At 65.3% G+C, this 20,807-nt stretch carries 19 protein-coding genes; 10 read left to right on the top strand and 9 right to left on the bottom strand.

The genetic code is table 11. The annotated features are described in order from the left end of the window. Positions 1-86: 86 nt before the first annotated feature. From ACVWYP_RS00555 to ACVWYP_RS00545, 3 genes are all read left to right on the top strand, one after another. Positions 87-1,400: a TadE/TadG family type IV pilus assembly protein gene (locus ACVWYP_RS00555; protein ID WP_304497351.1), complete on the top strand. Its 1,314-nt coding sequence runs from the start codon at positions 87-89 to the stop codon at positions 1,398-1,400. 74 nt (positions 1,401-1,474) lie between these two features. Next, positions 1,475-1,915 (top strand): TadE/TadG family type IV pilus assembly protein, encoded by a 441-nt coding sequence (locus ACVWYP_RS00550; protein ID WP_304497350.1) that lies wholly within the window; start codon positions 1,475-1,477, stop codon positions 1,913-1,915. Continuing rightward, positions 1,912-2,289 (top strand): TadE/TadG family type IV pilus assembly protein, encoded by a 378-nt coding sequence (locus tag ACVWYP_RS00545; RefSeq protein WP_304497349.1) that lies wholly within the window; start codon positions 1,912-1,914, stop codon positions 2,287-2,289. The genes ACVWYP_RS00550 and ACVWYP_RS00545 overlap by 4 nt, the downstream gene beginning before the upstream one ends. A gap of 11 nt (positions 2,290-2,300) precedes the next feature. Here ACVWYP_RS00545 and ACVWYP_RS00540 read toward each other — a convergent pair whose 3' ends face one another. Both ACVWYP_RS00540 and ACVWYP_RS00535 read right to left on the bottom strand, forming a co-directional pair. Continuing rightward, positions 2,301-2,678: a response regulator gene (locus ACVWYP_RS00540; protein WP_028340383.1), complete on the bottom strand. Its 378-nt coding sequence runs from the start codon at positions 2,676-2,678 to the stop codon at positions 2,301-2,303. A 37-nt stretch (positions 2,679-2,715) separates the two neighbouring features. Beyond that, complete coding sequence (locus ACVWYP_RS00535; RefSeq protein WP_304497348.1) at positions 2,716-3,582, bottom strand: MJ0042-type zinc finger domain-containing protein; 867 nt, start codon at positions 3,580-3,582, stop codon at positions 2,716-2,718. Between the two features lie 181 nt (positions 3,583-3,763). Here ACVWYP_RS00535 and ftsE point away from each other — a divergent pair, with 181 nt between their 5' ends. From ftsE to ACVWYP_RS00515, 4 genes are all read left to right on the top strand, one after another. After that, on the top strand, positions 3,764-4,423 hold the full coding sequence (gene ftsE / locus ACVWYP_RS00530; RefSeq protein WP_016845305.1) for a cell division ATP-binding protein FtsE: 660 nt from the start codon (positions 3,764-3,766) through the stop codon (positions 4,421-4,423). After that, positions 4,416-5,387: a cell division protein FtsX gene (locus ACVWYP_RS00525; RefSeq protein WP_212056850.1), complete on the top strand. Its 972-nt coding sequence runs from the start codon at positions 4,416-4,418 to the stop codon at positions 5,385-5,387. Before ftsE ends, ACVWYP_RS00525 begins: the two co-directional genes overlap by 8 nt. 164 nt (positions 5,388-5,551) lie before the next feature. Continuing rightward, positions 5,552-6,265, top strand: a complete 714-nt coding sequence (locus ACVWYP_RS00520) for a YdcF family protein (RefSeq protein ID WP_304497347.1) — start codon at positions 5,552-5,554, stop codon at positions 6,263-6,265. Between the two features lie 13 nt (positions 6,266-6,278). Continuing rightward, complete coding sequence (locus ACVWYP_RS00515; protein ID WP_304497346.1) at positions 6,279-7,037, top strand: lysophospholipid acyltransferase family protein; 759 nt, start codon at positions 6,279-6,281, stop codon at positions 7,035-7,037. A 42-nt stretch (positions 7,038-7,079) separates the two neighbouring features. Here the strand turns inward: ACVWYP_RS00515 and ACVWYP_RS00510 are convergent, their stop codons facing one another. From ACVWYP_RS00510 to ACVWYP_RS00495, 4 genes are all read right to left on the bottom strand, one after another. Next, a complete protein-coding gene (locus tag ACVWYP_RS00510; protein WP_304497345.1) occupies positions 7,080-8,303 on the bottom strand; it encodes an ABC transporter substrate-binding protein in 1,224 nt (407 codons plus the stop codon). A 162-nt stretch (positions 8,304-8,465) separates the two neighbouring features. After that, positions 8,466-9,947 carry an aldehyde dehydrogenase gene (locus ACVWYP_RS00505; protein WP_028340389.1) on the bottom strand — a complete coding sequence of 494 codons (1,482 nt, stop codon included), beginning with the start codon at positions 9,945-9,947 and terminating at the stop codon, positions 8,466-8,468. Between the two features lie 107 nt (positions 9,948-10,054). Next, positions 10,055-10,525: a peroxiredoxin family protein gene (locus ACVWYP_RS00500; RefSeq protein WP_028340390.1), complete on the bottom strand. Its 471-nt coding sequence runs from the start codon at positions 10,523-10,525 to the stop codon at positions 10,055-10,057. A 168-nt stretch (positions 10,526-10,693) separates the two neighbouring features. Further along, entirely contained in the window at positions 10,694-11,593 is a 900-nt protein-coding gene (locus ACVWYP_RS00495; protein WP_304497344.1) for a LysR family transcriptional regulator, read from the bottom strand. A 128-nt stretch (positions 11,594-11,721) separates the two neighbouring features. On the opposite strand from ACVWYP_RS00495, the gene ACVWYP_RS00490 reads away from it, so the two are divergent. Then, a complete protein-coding gene (locus ACVWYP_RS00490) occupies positions 11,722-12,375 on the top strand; it encodes a hydrolase (protein ID WP_304497343.1) in 654 nt (217 codons plus the stop codon). Between the two features lie 153 nt (positions 12,376-12,528). Here ACVWYP_RS00490 and ACVWYP_RS00485 read toward each other — a convergent pair whose 3' ends face one another. Continuing rightward, a complete protein-coding gene (locus ACVWYP_RS00485; protein ID WP_304497342.1) occupies positions 12,529-15,822 on the bottom strand; it encodes an efflux RND transporter permease subunit in 3,294 nt (1,097 codons plus the stop codon). Between the two features lie 98 nt (positions 15,823-15,920). Here ACVWYP_RS00485 and ACVWYP_RS00480 point away from each other — a divergent pair, with 98 nt between their 5' ends. Continuing rightward, complete coding sequence (locus tag ACVWYP_RS00480; RefSeq protein WP_304497341.1) at positions 15,921-16,586, top strand: AAA family ATPase; 666 nt, start codon at positions 15,921-15,923, stop codon at positions 16,584-16,586. 30 nt (positions 16,587-16,616) lie between these two features. Here ACVWYP_RS00480 and ACVWYP_RS00475 read toward each other — a convergent pair whose 3' ends face one another. Both ACVWYP_RS00475 and ACVWYP_RS00470 read right to left on the bottom strand, forming a co-directional pair. Next, a complete protein-coding gene (locus ACVWYP_RS00475; RefSeq protein WP_304497340.1) occupies positions 16,617-18,413 on the bottom strand; it encodes a caspase family protein in 1,797 nt (598 codons plus the stop codon). A gap of 87 nt (positions 18,414-18,500) precedes the next feature. Next, a complete protein-coding gene (locus ACVWYP_RS00470) occupies positions 18,501-19,106 on the bottom strand; it encodes a gamma-glutamylcyclotransferase (RefSeq protein ID WP_304497339.1) in 606 nt (201 codons plus the stop codon). A gap of 164 nt (positions 19,107-19,270) precedes the next feature. Here ACVWYP_RS00470 and ACVWYP_RS00465 point away from each other — a divergent pair, with 164 nt between their 5' ends. Continuing rightward, positions 19,271-20,458 (top strand): DUF2125 domain-containing protein, encoded by a 1,188-nt coding sequence (locus ACVWYP_RS00465; RefSeq protein WP_304497338.1) that lies wholly within the window; start codon positions 19,271-19,273, stop codon positions 20,456-20,458. Positions 20,459-20,807: the final 349 nt, after the last annotated feature.

The following is a 20,807-nucleotide window of genomic DNA, read 5'->3' as shown; positions in this document are numbered from 1 at the left end:
TAAAATTGTCGGGTTCCCGTTGGCGCGCATTTAAGTCGCTTGCGTCACCGTACTTCTGAAAATTGGCAAGCGTCTCAGGAGAGCACATGAGGCACAGCCGTTTATTCATTGCATCGTCAAGCCGGCCATTGGGTATTACTCGCCGGCACCAATATCAGACCAGCTTGGTTCGACAATTCGGTCGAGACCAGTCGGGCAGCTATGTCATCATTTCGGCGCTGCTCATGCCGGTTCTGGTCGGCACGGCTGGGCTCGGTACCGAAGTGGGATGGTGGTACTACAAACATAAGAACATGCAGAGTGCCGCCGACTCCGGCGCGGTAAGCGCCGCAACGGCGGCAAGTGCAGGCGCCGACCTTTTGTCCGAAGCCAATGCGGTCACGGCAAACTACGGTTACGCGAACGGGGCGAACAACGTCACGGTCACGGTCAATCAACCGCCGAAAACCGGCAGTCAGACGTCGAACCTGCAGGCGATCGAAGTCATCGTGAGCCAACCGCAACAGCGGTTGCTGTCGGCCTTGTTCGGCTCGGCGCCGGTGCCGGTCACCGCGCGCGCGGTCGCCCTGCCGAATTCCGGGACGGGCTGCGTACTTGCGCTCAACGCCAGCGCCAGTCCCGCGGTCAACGTGAGCGGCGGCAATCAGCTCAACCTGATCAAGTGCAATCTTTACAGCAACTCGGGTGCAAGCCCATCGCTCAACGTGGCCGGCAGCGCGACCGTCTCGGCGAATCAGGTCGGCGTCGTCGGCGACGTCTCCGGCACCAGCAACATCACCGCCACCAACGGCGTCAAGACGCATATGAAGCCAATGGCTGACCCGTATGCGAACGTCTCTCCGCCGTCGAAGCCGAGCTGCACCAACGCCAAGATCACGGTCAATTCCAACGGCAAGACGAACTCGCTCAGCCCCGGCTGCTACTCCGGCAGCATTACGGTGAATGCCGGTGCAACGCTGAACCTCGATCCGGGCATCTATTATCTGGACGGCGCCAATCTGAGCGTCTCCGGGAACGCCACGATCACGGGCAGCGGCGTGACCCTGGTCTTCACCGGCTCGGGAAGCAAGTGGGGCACGGCTTCCATCGGCAGCAACGCGATCATCGATCTGACGGCGCCGACCTCGGGCTCCACGAAGGGCATCGTCATGTATGGCGACCGCAACATGCCGGCCGGGACTGCCTTTAATCTCACGGGCGGCGGCACCCAGAACTTCGGCGGCGCCATCTACCTGCCAAAGGTCAACCTCAGCTTCAGTGGTGGTAACGGCACCAGCACATCCTGCACCAAGATCATCGCAGATACCCTGACGTTCACCGGCACGTCGAGCGTTCAGGTCAATTGTTCGGCGCTCGGCACCGCGACGATCGGCTCGCAGACCGCGCAACTCATCGAATGAGGTTGGCCCCGATGCAAATCCAGAAATCCTCACCCTCGAGCCACGGCGGGTTGCTTTGCTCTCTGACACGGCGCATGAGCGCCGCCGTTCACGACAGACGCGGCGTCGCGGCCATCGAATTCGGCATCATGATTCCGTTGCTGTCCCTGATGGTCGTCTCGGTGACCGACATCGGGCTGGCACTCTATCGCAAGATGCAGGTCGAGAATGCCGCGCAAGCGGGAGCGCAATACGCCATCGTGCGCGGCTTTGACGAGACTGGCGTTACCAGCGCCGTGACAGCCGCCACGAATTCCACAGCCATCAGCGCTTCGCCCAAGCCGTACCAGTTTTGCGGGTGCCCGACGAGTGCGGGGGTCAGCACCGTCAGTTGCGGCGCGGTCTGCCCCAGCGGCGCGCAGGCCGGAACATATGCCATGGTTTCGGCGCAAGGGACGTATTACACGCTGATCAATTATCAGATCGTGGCGGCCACATACACCTATAGCGCCCAGTCCACTGCGAGGCTGCAGTGAAACTCACAACGCTATGGCGGGACAATCGCGGGGCCTCGGCGCTGGAATTCGCCCTGACCGCTCCCGTGTTCTTCCTGTTCATATTTGGCATCGTCGAATTCGGATTGCTGTTCTGGACCCAGCTCGGGCTGCAGCACGGCACCGAAATGGCGGCGCGTTGCGCGACCGTCAACAGCACGCTCTGTCCAAGCGGCAGCGCCATCACGAATTACGCCGCGCAGCAGGCGTTCGGCCTCACACTTCCGGCGCAGACATTCACCTATTCCACGTCAGCCTGCGGCAACGTGGTCAGCGCGAGTTATGCATTTCAATTTGCACAATTTCTCAATCTGTCCCCGGTGACGCTGACCGCCCGGGCATGCTTTCCGAGTTGAGCTCGTAAACCCTAGCTGGCCTTCCGCGCCGCCAGCGCGTCCGCGACTGCGGTGCGGATATCAGCCACCGAGAACGGTTTCGTCACCACGTCATGCACGATCGCCTCGAGGCCGGAGGCGCGTTCGCGCTGATGGGCGAAGCCGGTCATCAGCAGGATCTTCAGCGCAGGGAAGTCGCGCGCCGCGGTCAGCGCCAGCGCGATGCCGTCCATCACGGGCATCTGAATGTCGGTGAGCAGAAGGTCGAACGCGCCTTCGTCGCGCGTCAGCACCTCCAGCGCCTCGGCGCCGTCCTGCGCGGTCACGGTTTCGTGGCCGTCCATGGCGATGGCGCGCGCCACCAGCGAGCGCATCGAGTCTTCGTCGTCGGCGATCAGAACACGCGTCATGGTGATTGGTCGGTTCCCGATGGAGTTGGCCGGCGGCTCACGCGCGGCTGCCGGTGAGATCACGCTTGTTGAAGAAGCGTACGTCGATATTGCGGCCTTCGGGCGGCGGCGAGGCGAGGCGCGACTTGAAGAAGGCCCGCTCGCCGGGATTGAGCACCGGCTGCTCCAGCACGGCGTTCCAGGCGTAGATTTCGGCGCCCTGCGCGTCGCGGACCGAGAAGCGCAGCCGCGGCAATTCGACCGGCTTCCTGGTCTGGCCGACGATCATGCCCTCGATCACCAGCACCGGCTTGCCGTCCACGGTCTCGTTGGTGATCTTGAGATCCTTGAAGGCGAGCCCGCGCAAATTCACGTCGAGCCCGGCCATCTTGTAGAACAGCGCGGTCTGCGGCAGCAGCCGCACCACGTCGTTGCGCCAGACGAACAGCGCGATGACCAGCGCGGCCATGGCGGCGCAGGTGGTCGGCTGGGCGCCGATCACGGGCATGAACGGAATTCGGGGCAGGGCGGGCAGGCGGAACAGGCGGGGAAGCCGGGGCAGGCGGAAGCGCCCCCTGGTTCCGGCGTCCCCGGCGTCGGCATGGGCTGCGGCATCCGCCTCGGCCAGCGCCGGCCATTCCGAGGCTGCGTCGCTGCCCTCGGCGGGCAAATCGGCCGAAATCGAGGGGCTCTCGATCACCGGGGTCCCGTCAGCCTCCTCCCGGCCCAAGGCCTCCCATTCGGCGGCGAGATCGGAACCGGCGGACTGATAGGCCAGAGTGGGCGCGGTCGCCCCGATGGCGTCCTCCGGCCGGGCCAGCCAGACCTCCCGGCAGCGGGAACAACGGACGGTACGTCCGGCCTCGCCCAAGGTGGCCGGATTGATGGCGTAGGATGTTGTACAATGCGGGCAAACAATATGCATGGAGGCCGAATCTCCACCGTGTGGATGCCCGGATGCTACTTAGCGACCGTTAACGAATCGGAAACCATAACCGAAGCACAAGCTTTCTGTGCGGTTCGCGGACGCTCGGCCGAAGTTCGGGCCGTCTTCGCCGTCGGTGTGGGGTATTGGGCCATCGGCCCTCTCGAACGGAGCTAGCGCATTGGTTCGGTTCGAAAATGTCGGTCTGCGCTACGGGCTCGGCCCGGAGATTTTGCGCGACCTCTCGTTCATGATCCCGGCGCACTCGTTCCAGTTCCTCACCGGGCCGTCGGGCGCGGGCAAGACCTCGCTGCTGCGGCTCTTGTTCCTGTCGTTGCGGCCGACCCGCGGGCTGGTCAATCTGTTCGGCAAGGACGTCTCGCTGCTGAGCAAGGACCAGGTCGCCGACCTGCGCAAGCGGATCGGCATCGTGCTGCAGGATTTTCGCCTGCTCGATCACATGACCACCTATGAGAACGTCGCGCTGCCGTTCCGCGTGATGGGCCGCGAGGAATCGAGCTATCGCCGAGAGGTGATCGACCTCTTGAAATGGGTCGGCCTCGGCGAGCGCATGGATGCGCTGCCGCCGATCCTGTCGGGCGGCGAGAAGCAGCGCGCCGCGATCGCGCGCGCGGTGATCTCGCGGCCGCAACTGCTGTTGGCGGACGAGCCGACCGGCAGCGTCGATCCGACGCTCGGGCGCCGCCTGCTGCGGCTGTTCATCGAGCTCAACAAATCCGGCACCGCGGTCATCATCGCGACCCACGACATCACGCTGATGGATCAATACGAGGCGCGGCGGCTGGTGCTGCATCAGGGACGGCTGCACATCTATGAATAGGAGCGGCGACGAGAAAGTGTCGTTGGTCGATCTCGGGCGCGAACGCCCGCAGGTCCCGGCCACCGCGCGCAACATGTCGCCGATCGTGCCGCGCGCCTCGATCTCGGGCCGTGCGCTGGTCGCGGTCGTCGCGATCATGACCTTCCTCGCCTCGCTGACGACAGGCACCGTGCTGCTGGTCAGCGCGTCGGCCGCCGAATGGCAGTCGGAAGTGTCGAGCGAGATCACCATCCAGGTGCGCCCCTCGCCGGGCCGCGACCTCGATCGCGACGCGCAGGCGGCGGTGGAGGCGATGCGGGCGCAGCCCGGCATTCTCGAGGTCCGTCCGTTCAGCAAGGAGGAATCCGCCAAGCTGCTGGAGCCGTGGCTCGGCAGCGGGCTCTCGATCGACGAACTGCCGGTGCCGCGCGTCATCGTGGCGCGGGTGCAGCCCGGCACCACGCTCGATCTCGCCGGCTTGCGCGCGCGGGTGACGCAGGTGGCGCCGACCGCAAGCGTCGACGATCACCGCGCCTGGATCGAGCGCATGCGCTCGATGACCGGCGCCACGATGTTCGCCGGCGTCGGCATCCTCATCCTCGTGATCATCGCAACCATCATCTCGGTGTCGTTCGCGACCCGCGGCGCGATGGCCGCCAACCGCCCGATCGTCGAGGTGCTGCATTTCGTCGGCGCCGGCGACAGCTTCATCGCCAACCGCTTCCTGCGGCATTTCCTTCGGCTCGGCCTCCAAGGCGGGCTGATCGGCGGCGGCGCGGCGATGCTGGCGTTCGGCTTCTCCGAATCGATCGCCAACTGGTTCTCCGGCACGCCGGTGGGCGACCAGTTCGCGGCCCTGCTCGGCACGTTCTCGTTGCGTCCGTCGGGCTATCTGGTGCTGGCGATGCAGGCGGTGCTGATCGCGGCGATCACCGCGTGGGCATCGCGGCGCACCCTGTTCGCCACGCTCGACGACATCGACTGACGGCGCCGCGAAAACTCGAAATCATGGCGCCGCCTCGTGATCGCATTTCGTCGCCCAGATGTGATTTCGCGCGCATGCACGCGGCCCTGGCGGAGGGGAAAACCGGTTTCCACTTTTCCGGATCATGCTTTAAAATCACCTGGGGGGAAGGATAACCGCATCACATGAGTTTGCAGTCCGACGATACGTCGCCGAATGACCTTGCCGCGCGCCCGCGCGGCTGGCTGCGCGCCGCCATCGTCGCGCCGCTGGCGCTTGCCTTCGTCGCCGCGGCGGTCGGCTTTGTCGGCTTCCTGTCGCAATTGCGCGGCGTCGAGACCGATCCGCCGCACAACGCCGACGGCATCGTGGTGCTGACCGGCGGCTCGTCGCGGGTGTCCGACGCGATGGAGCTGCTGGCCGCGGGCTACGGCAAGCGGCTTTTGATCTCGGGCGTGCATCCGACCAACGACGCCCACGACATTTCCCGCTCGGTTCCGGACAGTCAGGGGTTGATGCGCTGCTGCGTCGATCTCGACCGCTCGGCGGTCAACACCCGCAGCAATGCGGCGGAGACGCGGCGCTGGGCGCGCGAGCGCGGCTTCAAGTCGCTGATCGTGGTGACCTCGAACTACCACATGCCGCGGGCGCTCGTGGAACTGTCACATGCGATGCCCGACGTCACGCTGATCCCGTTCGCGGTGGTCGGCGACAAATGGCGCGACGAGCCGTGGTGGACGAGTGGCGGAACGTTCCGTCTCTTGCTATCGGAATACGCCAAATATGTCGCCGCGGAGATGCGGGTGCGGCTGGCCGATCTCGGCCTCGACCTGACCTCCGATCTCGCCGAGCAGCCGGCAACGCCGCCACCCCGCCCGGCTACGGCGCTGGCGAATTAGTACTGGGACTTAAATGATCTTCCTGCGTTCGCTGATCTTCAACGTGCTGTTCTATCTGGTGCTGGTGGCGCTCTGCATCATCGCGCTGCCGGCGCTGCTGCTGCCGCGCGGCGCGATGATGGCGATCGAGGCCGCGTGGGCCAACATCAGCCTGTTCCTGATGCGCGTGATCTGCAACATCAGGATCGAGTTCCGCGGCGTCGATAAGATTCCGAGCGGGCCGCTGGTGGTCGCCTCGAAGCACCAGTCGTTTTGGGAGACGTTCGCGCTGGTGCGCTTCTTCGAGCATCCGCTGTTCATCCTGAAGCGCGAGCTGATGATGATCCCGGTGTTCGGCTGGTACCTCAAGAAGGTCGGCATGATCTCGGTCGAGCGCGGCGGCGGCCCGCGCTCGCTGATCAAGACGCTGAAGCGCGCGGCGGCCGAGGTGAAGCTCGGCCGCCAGCTTGTGATCTTCCCCGAGGGCACCCGCACCGCGCCCGGTGCGGCGCCGAACTACAAGGCCGGCGTCGCGCAGATCTATGCCGAGAGCGGCGTGCCGTGCCTGCCGATCGCGCTCAATTCCGGGCTGTTCTGGCCGCGCCGCACCTTCATGCGCTATCCCGGCACGCTGGTGGTCGAATTCCTCGATCCGCTGCCGCCGGGATTGCCGCGCGATGAGTTCATGACCCGCCTGCGCGACCAGATCGAAACCGCCACCACCCGCATCGTCGAGGCCGGCCGCGCCGAGCAGGCGAAATTGTTCGGCGGTGTGCCGAACGCGAAAGGGTAGGCCGCGATGCGGTGAGTTACCGTATCGCGAATGGCGTCGCCATCACTGACCGGCCGCCGCGTCGGTGTTGAAGGTCTCGCCTTGCGGCACCCAGCTCTTCCCGTCGAACGTCGCGATCTGCATCTGCGTGAACGGCGCATAGCGGTCCGGCCGTGTCGAGATCGAGATGCCGGGCAGGAGCAGCGGCGCGGCGACCTTGTTGAGGTTGGTCGCCTGCTTCAGCAGGTTCTCGCGCGTCAGATCGTCGCCGCACATCTCGATGATCTTCACTGTCATATAGGCCGAGATGTAGCCGGTGACGTTGCTGCCGTCGGCAATGTCGCCTTGCGGATACCACTTCGCCAGGAATTCCTTGAACTCCTTCACATCGGCCGCGTTCTCCCAGCTCGGATCAGTGGGCGTCTTGAACGCCAGCGCGGTCAATAATCCCTTCGAGGCTTCGATGCCGGCCGGCTCCATGACGCCCTTGATCGATGAGGAGACGCTGACCACGTAATTCAGCGGCTTCCATCCGAGCTCGTAGACCTTGCGGATCGCCTGCGCGCCGAACTTCGGCGTCGCCATCGTGAACAGCGTGTCGGCGCCGGATGCTTTCAGGGAGACGATCTGCGAGTCGACGGTGGGATCGGAGACCTCGTAGGTCACCTCCTTGACGATCATCGTCTTCGCCTTGTCGCCGAGGCCATCCTTCAGCCCCTTGACGTAATCCTTTCCGGCATCGTCGTTCTGGGAGAACACGCCGAGCTTCGCGTCGGGCTTGTTCTTCAACAGGTATTTGGCGAAGATCATGCCCTCCATCTGGTAGGGCGGATAGAGCTGCGTGGTCCACGGGAAGTTCTTCGGGTCGTCCCATTTGGCCGCGCCGGTCGAAATGAAGATCTGCGGGACCTTCTTCTGGTTCAGATACTTCTGGATCGCTGAATTGGTCGGCGTGCCGATGGTGCCGATGATTGCCAGCACCTCGTCCTGTTCCACGAGACGTCGCGTCTGCTCCACGGTCTTCGGCGGCGAATAGGCGTCGTCCAGTGAAATCAGCTTGATCTTTCGGCCATTGACGCCGCCCTTCGCGTTGATCATCGCGTAGTAAGCCTCTTCCATGCGCCCCTGGGTGCCATAAGCGGACGCTGGACCGCTGTAGGGCATGGTCTGGCCGATCTTCACTTCAGTGTCGGTGACGCCGGGGCCGTATTTCTTGTCGGCGAACGCCGGTTGGGCGGCGGCAAGTGTGAGCGCGCAGAACAATGCACCTGAGTAACGAAGCGTCATGGCGAATCTCCCCAAATATCGGCCACACTCTTCGGTGTGTGCCGCAGGCACTCATGATCGCTGCTCCGCGCTGCACGTCAAGTGCGGCCGCTTGGCGCGCGGGTGCCGTCGTACCTCTGTCCGTCCGAAAGAGGTGAAGCAAGCGACGTCAGTGCGGAAAGCTTACCGCATCACGAACGGGTTCGCCGGCACGTCCGTCGCGGTCGAGATCCAGACGCTCTTGGTCTCCTGATATTCGCGGACCGCGTCGATGCCGCTTTCGCGGCCGACGCCGGAGTGCTTCATGCCGCCGAACGGCATCATGTAGCTGATGGCCCGGTAGGTGTTCACCCACACGGTGCCGGCGCGCAGTTGCTTCGGCACGCGGATGGCGCGCGCGAGATCCTTGGTCCAGATGCCGGCGGCAAGGCCGTAGATCGTGTCGTTGGCGATCCGTATGGCATCCTCCTCGGTGTCAAAGGAGATGATCGACAGCACCGGCCCGAACACCTCCTCGCGCGCGATCCGCATGGTGTTGTCGACATCGGTGAAGATGGTCGGCTCGACGAACTGGCCGCCCTTGATGCCGTCGCCGGAGGCCGGCTTGCCGCCGAGCAGGCAGCGCGCGCCCTCGGCTTTCGCGATGTCGATATAGTCGAGCACTTTCTTGTATTGCGCCGGCGTCGTGATCGGGCCGACATTGGTGTCCGACTGCATGGGATCGCCGATCTTGGCGGACTTCGCCAGCTCCAGCACCCGCGCGACGAATTTCTCCTTGATCGAGCTCTGCACCAGAAGGCGGGATCCGGCGATGCAGGTCTGCCCCGTCGCGGCGAAGATGCCGGAGATCGCGCCGGCCGCGGCGGCGGTGAGGTCGGCGTCCTCGAACACGATGTTGGGCGACTTGCCGCCGAGCTCGAGCGAGACGCGCTTCAGGCTCTTGGCCGCGGTCTCGTAGACCTTTGCGCCGGTCGTGTCCGATCCGGTGAAGGTGATCTTGGCGACGCCGGGATGGGCGATCAGCGCGGAGCCCGCCTCGGGACCGAAGCCGGTCACCACGTTGAAGATGCCGTCGGGAATTCCGGCCTCCTTGGTCAGCGCGGCAAATTCCAGCGTGCTGGCCGAGGTGAATTCCGACGGCTTGACGACCACGGCGCAGCCGGCGGCGAGCGCGGCGGCGCATTTCCAGGCCACGAACAGCAGCGGCGAATTCCAGGCGGTCAGCGCCGCGACCACGCCGACCGGCTCATGGGTCGTGTAGGCGAAGGTGTCCGCCTTGTCGATCGGCACCAGGCCGCCCTCGAGCTTGTCGACGAGCCCGCCGAAATACCACCACCACTCCGGATGGTAGCGCAGCTGGCCGAGCATCTCGGCCATCAGCTTGCCGTTGTCGCGCACCTCGATTTCGGCGAGGCGCTCGGCATTGGCCGCGACGAGGTCGCCGAGCTTGCGCATCACCTTGCCGCGTGCGGAGGCCGTCATCTTCGCCCAGGGGCCGCGCCACATCGCCTCATTGGCTGATTTCACCGCCTTGTCGGCGTCGGCGGCGGTGCCGCGCGGAATCTTCGCCCAGGCCTCGCCGCGATAGGGATCGATGCTGTCGAACCATTCGCCATTGGCGGGGTCGACATACTGGCCGTTGATGTAGAGCTGATAGGTTTTCATGACATCCTCCCGCAAGGCGATGGTTCTGGTTGGCGGAACGCTATCACGCAATGCGCGACGCCGTCACAACGCAGTCGCGTGAGCCGGGTTGCAGCCGGGGCGGGCCGCTATCGGCCATGCGGCGCGGCAAGCTCGGCGGCGATGATCGCGCCGAGCGCCATGTCGCTCTGCTGTCCGAAGCCATGATGCACGATGTTGCCGTCGCGGCCGATCAGGATGCTGGTCGGCGTTCCCTGCATGCCGTAGCGCTGCATGGTGACCGGGATCGGCGTGCCTTCGCCGGCCTCGTCGACGCCGATCGGGAAGGTCAGCCGGTACTCGTGGATGAAGGCTTCCAGCGACACCTCCGTCATCGCCGCGTGGTGCTCGAATACGGTGTGCAGCCCGATCACCTGCAGGTCCGAATGCTTGAACAGCTCGAACGCGCGCTGGGTCTGCGGCGTGCCGTGCGCGACGCAGCCGGGACACAGCATCTGGAACGCGTGCAGCAGCACCGGCCGGCCGCGCAGCGCGGCCAGGGTCAGGGGTTCGCTGGTGTTGAACCAGCGCGACGCGGCGATATCAGGCGCGAGAGTCACAGCTGGGTTCCTTGCGTCTGCCACCTTGCGGCAGGGTGGCAAGATCGGCGCGGGTCTGTCAACGACCGGCGAAGCATGACCCGGAAAAGTGCGAAGCGGTTTCCGGATCGCGTGTCCTCTGCGGCCCAAGCCCGCTCGGCATACGTCGTCTCTTTCGTGATCGATGGATCATTCGGACAGGAGCGGCTCACGCAAGGGGGGATTTTCTTCGAGACGCTCGATCAACAATTCAGTGAGGGCCCGTACCTTCCGTGAGGGATGTTGGCCCGGCGGGCGAACGACGTATGCACCTGCCGAAGGTGGTGGATGGCGTGTCATCACCGGAACCAGCGCTCCGGATGCCAAGTAGTCATGGATGACGCAATCGGGGAGCCAGGCGACGCCGAGCCCTGCCGCCGCGGCGACGGCGAGAGCTGTGCCGTTGTCGGCCTTGAAGCGCCCCCGCGGATGAACCGTGACGATTTCGTCGCCATCCATGAGTTGCCAGGTTTCGGTACCCTGCATCAGCGCTTCATGGGCGATGAGTTCGTCGAGCGTCTCGGGGGCACCGTGCGCCTCGATATAGTCCGGGCTCGCGACAAGCTTCCCGTAGATCGGTCCGACGCGTCTCGCGATCAGGTTGGAGTCTGGAAGATAACCAACCCGGATGGCGCAATCGAATCCTTCGGCAATAAGATCGACGAAGCGATCGCTGTAGGCGGTATAGATGTGAAGCTGCGGGTAGCGTCGCGCCATTTCCGCGAGTATGGGGGCGAAGTGGGTGGGTCCGAAAGAAAGCGGCACAGCAATTCGCAAGCGGCCACTTAGTTCTCCGCCAGGCAGGATTGTTTCCTTGGCCGCATCGATTTCGGCGCGGACTCTGGCTGCATGATCTCGAAATGTGTTCCCGGCTTCTGTGAGAGCAGCGCCACGGGTGGTTCTTGCAAGAAGTTGGACGCCTAGTTCCGCCTCAAGCCGGATCAGCCGCCGGCTGACGATCGACTTCGAAACGCCAAGCCGGCGCGCGGCGGCCGAGACGCCGCCAGCATCGGCAACTTCGACGAATGCAATCACGTCTTCGATGTCCAAATCAGCGTTCCCCATTTTGCGACACAGCTTGGCGGAATAGGGCGCTATCGTATCACAAAGGGGAATGACAAGTGTCCGGGCACGGCGCCGCAGGCGGCGCATGTCTCACCACAACAGAGGATGTATTCATGAGCTTTCGTAATGGGCTTGCTTCGCTTCTTCGCCCTGAAGACTCGGTGCTCGTTCTGATCGACCATCAGCCTTACCAGCTTGCGAACGTGAACAGCCACGACCCGCAGATGGTGATCAACAATACGGCGGGCTTGGCGAAGGCCGCCAAGGCCTTCAATGTCCCCACGATCCTGACGAGCGTGGTGGCGGAACGAGGCGGACTGCTCTTCCCCCAGATTACGGATGTGTTTCCCGGCCAGAAGGTGATCGACCGTACGTTCATCAACACCTGGCAGGACCGGAAGGTGGTGGATGCGGTCAAGGCGACCGGCCGCAAGCAGCTTGTCATCGCGGGCCTGTGGACCGAGGTGTGTGTCGCGATGCCGGCGATCCAGGCACTCGGCGAAGGCTGGGACGTGACGGTGGTCACCGATGCGTCGGGCGCCGTGTCGGTCGAGGCGCACGAGGTCGCCATCCAGCGCATGATCGCGGCTGGCGCTAACGTGATGACCTGGCTGGCGGTGGCGGCAGAATGGCAGCGCGACTGGGCCCGGACCGAACAGGCCGCCAAACTGACGGAGGTGGTCACGCAGCATGCCGGCGGCAGCGGCATCGCGTTTCTGTGGGAGCAACAGTTGCTCAACACGCCCGTGCCGAGCACTCGAGACTGATCTAACCGGGGATGACGAGAGCCACGAGCGATGCGCCGCGAGAGCTCACCGTTTGTCGAGCCTCGTCATTCCCCTCCCTATAAGAGTCGTCCACGCCTGGAAAGTGGGCGAGGCCTGATCCGTGGGCTCGATTGCGGCACCTTCGTCGCCTAGTCAGGACGCGCGTGCTGCGGCCCGGCGTGCGCGGCGCGCCGCGCGGCGGCGCTGGGTCCAGAGCCTGGCGCGGTCGAGATAGAGATAGACCACCGGCGTCGTGTAGAGCGTCAGGATCTGGCTCAGGATCAGCCCGCCGAAGATCGCGATGCCAAGCGGCTGGCGCAGCTCGCTGCCTTCGCCGAGGCCGATCATCAGCGGCACCGCGCCGAACAAGGCGGCGAGGGTCGTCATCATGATCGGGCGGAACCGCATCAGGCAGGCTTCGTAGATCGCATCGCGCGACGACAGCCCGCGCTGGCGCTCGGCATCGAGCGCGAAGTCGATCATCATGATGGCGTTCTTCTTCACGATGCCGACCAGGAGGATCACCCCGATCATGCCGATGATGTCGAAATCGGTGTGCGACAGCATCAGGGCCGCCACCGCGCCGACGCCGGCCGAGGGCAGCGTTGAGAGGATGGTCAGCGGGTGGATGTAGCTCTCGTAGAGCATGCCGAGCGAGATGTAGATCGTCGCCAGCGCGGCGAGGATCAGGAACAGCTCGTTCGCCAGCGCCTGCTGGAAGATTTTCGCGGAGCCCGCAAACCCGCCGGAAATGCCCGCGGGCATGCCGAGCGCGTGCATCGCGTTCTCGATCGTGGTGGTCGCCGTGCTCAGCGAGACGCCCGGCGGCAGGTTGAACGAGATGGTGCTCGAGACCAGCAGATCCTGGTGGTTGACCGAGAGCGGCGTCTCGCCGTGCTCGAAGCGGGCGACGCTCGACAGCGGGATCATGGTCTCCGCGCTGGTGGAGACCGCGGTTCCGGTCGATGCGACGCCCTTGCCGGTGGCGCCGATCGAATTGGTGGCCTGGTTGCGCACCACATTGGCGGCGACCGCGCTGACCGAGCTCTTTTGCGAGGACGAGGCCACCGTGCCGGCCACCGCGTTGGTGCTCTGCGTGCCGCTCGCCGAGCCGCCCGAGGTCGAGATATAGACCTCCTTCAGGGTCTGCGGGTCCTGCGAGAAGCGCGGCGCGACCTCCATGATCACGTGATACTGGTTGCGCGCGACGAAGATGGTCGAGACCTGGCGCTGCCCGAACGCGTCATAGAGCGTGTTGTCGAGCTGGCTGACCGTGATGCCGAGCCGGGAGGCGGCGTCGCGATCGATGATCAGATTGGCCTGGAGCGCCTTGTTCTGCTGGTCGCTGTTGACGTCGGCAAGCGTCGGCTCCTTCTGCAATGCCGCGACGAGCTTTGGCGTCCACTCGTTCAGCTCCTCGAAGGTCGAGCCCTTCAGCGTGTACTGATACGCCGCGTTGCCCGAGCGCCCGCCGGCGCCGAGGTCGCCGATCGATTGCAGGAACAGGGTGGCGCCCGCGACGCTCGCCAACGGCTCGCGCAGCCGCTCGATCACCTTGTCGGCGCGCAGCCGGCGCTCGTCCATCGGCTTCAGCGAGGCGAACACGGTGCCGGTGTTGGTCCCGCCGGGACCTACGCCGCCGCCGCCGGTGAAGCCCACTGCGGTGTCGACCGCCGGATCCGACTTCACGATATCGATGAACTGGGTCAGCTTCTGCTGCATCAGCTGGAACGAGGTGCTCTGGTCGGCCTGGATCGAGCCGATCAGCAATCCGGTGTCCTGCTGCGGCACGAAGCCCTTGGGCACCACCTTGTAGAGATGGAAGTTCAAATAGAGCGTCGAGCCGAGGATCAGCATCACCAGGAGCGGATGGCGCAGCGCGAGGCCGAGCGTCGCCCGATAGCCTTTCAGCATCAGCTCGAAGATGCGTTCGCTGATTCGGTAAATCCGGCCGTGCGGCTGGCCCTCCTCCTTGCGCAGCAGCACCGCGCACATCATCGGCGTCGTGGTCAGCGAGACCACCAGCGAGATCACGATCGCGATCGTGATGGTCATGGCGAATTCGCGGAACAGGCGGCCGACCAGACCGCCCATTAGCAGGATCGGCACGAACACCGCGATCAGCGACACGCTCATCGACAGCACCGTGAAGCCGACCTCGCGGGTGCCGACCAGCGTGGCCTCGAGCCGCGACAGACCGGCATCCATGTGGCGGGTGATGTTCTCCAGCACCACGATGGCGTCGTCGACCACGAAGCCGGTCGCCACCGTCAGCGCCATCAGCGAGAAGATGTCGAGCGTGTAGCCGAGCAGATACATCACGGCGAAGGTCGCGATCAGCGACACGCCGACCGCCACCACCGGGACCAGCGTCGCCCGCGCATTGCGCAGGAAAGCGAACACCACCAGGATCACCAGGGCCACCGCGATCAACAGCGTGATCTCGACGTCGTGCAGCGAGGCCCGGATCGTCTTCGAGCGGTCCATCGCGAGGGTGATGTCGACCGCAGGCGAGACCGAGGCCTTCAGCTGCGGCATCAGCCCTTTCACGGTGTCGACCATCTTGATGATGTTGGCGCCCGGCTGCCGGTACACGATCATCACGACGGCCGGCTTGCCGTTGGAAAGGCCGAGCGTGCGCACATTCTCCACGGAATCGATCACGTCGCCGACATCGGTCAGGCGCACCGCCGCGCCGTTGCGGTAGGCGACGACCAGCGGCCTGTAGTCGGCCGCCTTGCGGGCCTGGTCGTTGGCGTAGATCTGGTAGCGCTGGTTGCCGACGTCGATGCCGCCCTTCGGGCTGTGCGCATTGGCGCTACTGAGCGCGGCGCGGACGTCCTCGAGTCCGATGCCGTATTTGTAAAGCGCCGGCGGGATCAGCTCGACGCGCACCGCCGGCAGCGAGCCGCCGCCGACCGAGACTTCGCCGACGCCCTCGACCTGCGACAGCTTCTGCGCCAGCACGGTCGAGGCGGCGTCATAGAGCTCGGCGGGCGTCAGCGTGTCGGAGGTCAAGGTGTAGATCAGGATCGGCGCCGAGGCCGGGTTGAACTTGCGGTAGGTCGGATTGGCGCGCAGGTTGGTCGGCAGGTCGGCGCGCGCCGCGTTGATCGCCGCCTGCACGTCGCGTGCGGCGCCGTTGATGTCGCGGTCGATGTCGAACTGCAGCGTGATGCGGGCGGAGCCGAGCGAGGACACCGAGGTCATTTCGGTGACGCTGGCGATCTGGCCGAGATGGCGCTCGAGCGGGCTTGCCACCGTGGAGGCGACGTCGGCCGGGCTCGCGCCGGGCAGCGTCGCCTGCACCATGATGGTCGGGATGTCGACGTCGGGCAGCGGCGACACCGGCAGCTTGAAGAACGCAATGATGCCCGCCACCACGAGGCCAAGCGACAGCAGCGTGGTGCCGACCGGCCGTCGGACAAAGGGGGCGGAGAGGTTCATCGAATTTGCGAGCGCTGTTTGCGGATCAGCTTCTATCCGTCCACGCCGGGATGCAAAAGCCTAAATGTCACAGGGCGGCGCCATACCGCCGCCGTGATTTGCCGGATGCGCACGCATCACGCGGCCAAAGGCGCGATCTGGCAACAACCCGTTTACAAAGGCTGATCGATGATACCGGCGTGGAGGCGCATCGGGTGGCGAGCTGGCATCTCACATGGGAATGGCGAAGAAATTGCGCTAGCCTGAATTGCTGTCTGCTTGGGGAGAATCGGGAGACAAAGGCACGACTGATCGCTCTCGCCGGCCTGCCCGGGACCGGCAAGTCCGGCGTTGCGCGGCTTCTCGCGCCGCGGCTTGGTGCGATGTGGTTGCGGATCGACACGATGGATCAGGCGATCTGGACATCGCCTGCCGCGCCGCGCGATCTGCAGGACTGGACCTATCGGGCGGCCCAGGCCGTCGCAGTCGACAATCTTGCGCTTGGCTTCGACGTGCTCGCCGATTGCGTCAACGATTGCCAGGCGGCGGCGCAACGGGCCGGCGCCGACGTGAAATGGCTGGAGATCGTGTGCAGCGATCCGGCCGAGCATCGTCGGCGGGTCGAGACGAGAACGAGCGACATCGCGGGGCTCGCTCTGCCGGATTGGGATGTCGTCGCGCACCGCGCTTATGATGCCTGGGATCGCGATCGGCTCATCGTCGACACGGCGCATCGCAGCCTTGAGGCCTGCGTCGACGAGGCGTTTGCGCTGCTGGGCAGATAGGCGCGTCCGGCCGCGGGCGCCGCATGCGGGTTACTTTGCCGCATTCTGGCTCGCGCCGGCGAAGTAGAAATCCTCGCTTCCCGGCACCGAACCATAACTGAAGGGCTGCTGCCGGCGATCCGTCGCCGCCATGACGTCGTCGCGCACGAGATCGAACAGCTTGCGGATTTCGATCCGCGGCGTCTGCATGCGCTTGATCAGGGCCGTCACGAACGGGCTGTGACCGCCGTCGCCGTCGAGCGCGACCTGGCCGTGCTTGGCGGCGTAGACGACCAGCGTGCCGCTGTCGGGCTCGACCTGGGCCAGTCCCCTGCCGATGGAGCGCGACGCGACGGTGCGCTTGATCTGGTTGGCGAAGGGATTGTCGCGACAGGCATCGAGAATGACGAGATGCAGCTTGCGCGCACCTTCGGTCGCGCCCAGCACCTGGGTCAGGGCTACCGCCTCGAACGGCACGTCGCGGTCGGTGGCGAGTTTCGCATCGACCGGCACCAGATAGTTCTCGCCGGCCATCTCCATGCCGTGCCCGGCATAGTAGATCACCGCCCAGTCCGCGCCATCGGCCGCGTTGGCGAATGACTTCAACGCCTCGACCAGGCTGTCCCGCGTGGCATCGTTGACGAGGCGGACATCCTGAAAGCCGACGGCGCGCAGCGTATCGGCAATCGCCGCTGCGTCCTGGCCGGGGTTCGGCAGCACCGGCACGGAGCGATATCTGGAATTGCCTACGACCAGGGCGACGCGCCGCTCCGAAATTGCTGCCTTCTGACCCGCGCCGATCGGCGCGAGCGGCACCGCCGCGGCAACCGCGGGGGTTGGCTTCGCCGCACCGTGATCCGCAATCACGCTCTTGTCCGTGGCGGCGACCTTGTCCAGCCGTTGCAGGCCTTCCCTGGCGACGCGCTGGCCCTGCGTCCGGTCGAGTTGATCGAGGCCGATGACGTCGAGCGCATGGCGGAAGTCGGCGCGCGCACCCTCGATATCGCCCTTCTTCTCGTCGGCGAGGCCTCGGCGTGCGTAGTTCAGCGCGCCCTGCGCATTGAGTTGCGTGGCGCGGTCGTAGTCGCGCATGGCCTGATCGAGCTCGCCTTTGCCGGCCAGCGTCAGGCCGCGCAGCGAATAGAACTCGGATTGCCCGTCCTGGATGGCGATCGCGCGTTCGATATCCCGCGACGCATTGTCGATGTCGCCGGCGCTGATCTCGACCACCGCCCGGCAATAATAGGGGCCGCCCGCGCGCGGCGCGACCTTGATCGCATCCTGGCAATGCAGCGCCGCGAGCCGGTCCTTGCCGCGGAAATCGTAGACCAATGCGCGATTGACATAGGCGTACCACGAGCTCGGATCGAGCTCGATGGATCTGCCGTAGTCGGCCAGCGCGCGATCGTAGTCCCCGGTGGCGACGAACAGCTCGGCGCGATTGTTGAACCAGCCGGCGCTGAACGGGCCGGCAGGCTTCAGCCGGATCGCCTGATCGAAGTCGCTCAGCGCGCGGTCATAGTCCTGGTTCTGCAGGAAGACCTTGGCCCGCTGGCCATAGGATGGCGCGAACGACGGATTGATCGCGATCGACTGATCGTAGTCCGCCTTGGCTTTCTCCAGATCGCCCTTGTTATGCCAGGCGAGCGCGCGGTTGTAATAGGTGATCGAAAGGTCGCGTCCCCTGGGATTGACCGCGATCAGGCGGGTGCAGGCGGGGATCGTGAGCTCGGGGTGCGGATCCCTGGCGTCGCACGCCGCGCCATCCTCTCTCAGACCTGCATAAGATGGGGAATTCAGCAGCAACAGCAGGCCGATTGCGGCGAGCTTGGGCAATGAGAGGCGCATTCCGGTCATTCCATTCCAACGACCGGAAATTGAGACCACAATGTTGTTCGCGCCGTGGCGAAAAATGCGCGAGCGAGGTTCCGCGCCTCAGCCCGGATCGAGCCTGTCAGCCGCGCGCGCATCACGATGCAGCGTGCCCGCATCGTGCAGCATCGTCGCCAGCTGGTGCAGCTGCGTGTCGCGAAAGCCCTGCTTCTCGATCGAGGCCACGGTCGAGAGCACATAGTCGCGGTTGTTGCCGGAGCGGCCATGGCCCTGCAGCACCAGGCGCTGCTGCTCGGCGAGCGACAGCCGCCCGGCATATTGCACATGGCCGCGATCGACCACATAGGCCAGCGCGCTGACGCGCTCGCGCGCCGCATTCTCCAGCCACACCGAGCGCATCACCTCGCGATAGACGTTGGTCGTCTGCTCGCGTCCGCGCAAATAGCCGATGGTGTCGTGGCGCAGGCGGGCGGCAACGCGGAACGCGATGCCGCGGCAGGCGCCGCCGCGGTCGAGCCCGAGCACCAGGCCCGGCTTCTCCGGCGTGCCGCGGTGGTCGAACGAATAGACGCAGAGCGCGCGATGCTCGCCGATCAGCCGCGCCGGCACCTGTTCCAGGAACTCGAAGCCCGGCTTCCACATCAGCGAGCCATAGCCGAACACCCAGAGGTCGCCGTCGGTTTCGGAATGGGGAGGATTTGCTGACATCGCGCTGATGGGCTAGCAGAACGGGCCGTCGAAGCGAAGCGGATTCCGTGATGTTTCCAAGGCTTGCTGAAGGCTTGCTGAAGGCTCGCTCAAGGGTTGCTCGGGGCTTGTTCAAGGCTCGCGGCCGCTTAGATTTTGACAAATTCGCTCGCCAAAGGACCTGCATGTCGGATCAGACCTCCGCCCCCCGCCGCCGCTCGCGCTTCGGCCTTTATGCCGTCCCCGTCGCGGTCCTGATCGCCGCGGTGCTGTGGAGTGCCTTCTGGTTCTTCGCCGCCTCGCAGGTCGGCGTGCAGGCCGATGCCTGGCGCGCGCAGGAGGCGAAGGCTGGCCGGGTCTATGATTGCGGCGACCGTTCGGTGGCGGGTTACCCGTTCCGGTTCGAGGTCCGCTGCACCGATCCGAGCGTGATGCTGGTCTCGCAGACCGCCTCGCCGCAGATGGCGTTCGTGGCGCGGCTCGCCGAGATCCTGGTCGTGGCGCAGGTCTACGATCCCAAGCTCGTGATCGCCGAATTCAAGGGCCCGGCCACGATCGCCGAACGCGGCGCGCAGCCGACGCTGTCGGTGAACTGGAGCAAGGGACGCAGCAGCGTCGTCGGGCTGCCGGCGGTGCCGCAGCGCGCCTCGCTGGTGTTCGACGATCTCGCCATTGACCGCACCGGCGGTGCCGCGCCGGCGCCGCTGGCGCGGGTCAATCACATCGAGTTGCACGGCAGGCAGGTCGACGGCTCGGCGCCGGACAGTCCTGCGATCGAGACCGTGCTGCAGATTGCCGGCGGCACCTTGCAGGACGTGCATCCGCTGCTCGCTCAGCCGTTCAACGCCGACATCCATGCGCGGTTGAACGGCCTGAAGGATTTCTCGCCAAAACCCTGGCCCGATCGCTTCCGCGAGATCCAGGCCGCCGGCGGCAGCGTCGAGATCCAGCAGTCGCGGATCGAGCAGGGCGATGTGCTGTCGGTCGCGGCCGGCACGCTCCGCCTCAACGCGCAGGGTCGCATCGAGGGCGAATTGCAGATGACGGTCGCCGGCCTCGAGCGCGTCATCCCCGCGCTCGGCATCGACAAGATGCTGGAGGAAGGCGTGCCGCAGTCGACGCTCGATCGCGTCGCACCGGGCGTGAAGAGCCAGGACCTCAGCAATCTCTTCGGCGCGCTGGATCGCGCCATCCCCGGCCTCGGCAAGGTGATCAAGCAGAACGCCAATGCCGGCATTTCCGCCGGCATCAATTCGCTCGGCACCGAGGCCACGCTCGAAGGCAAGAAGGCGCGCAGCTTCCCGCTGCGCTTTGCCGACGGCGCGGTGTTCCTGGGGCCGCTGAAAGTCGCGCAGATTCCGCCGCTGTTTTGAGCGGACTCATTTGAGCATGATGAGATGAGGTCGAATAGCGGCCGCGAAGGCGGCCTGCTCCCTCTCCCGCTTGCGGGGGAGGGCGGGGTGGGGGCTCTCTCCGCGAGTCATATTGTGGAGAGAGCCCCCACCCGTATCGCATCTTCGATGCGATACGACCTCCCCCGCAAGCGGGAGAGGTGCAGAGAGTCTGCGGCAAGATCGATTCAATCTGACTTCATCACTCTCAATTCCCTCGCGCGCGCTATCGTCGATCACCGCGATCTATTCCCGCCGCCGCGATGAGAAAAACGTGACCGGAATAATGCGCCCCGGCGCGAATATCACTCCCCGAATACCGCTCTCTCTC

Source organism: Bradyrhizobium sp. USDA 3262 (assembly GCF_054060035.1).
Note: the sequence above shows the minus strand (reverse complement) of the source record. Positions and strands in the feature narration are given on the sequence as shown.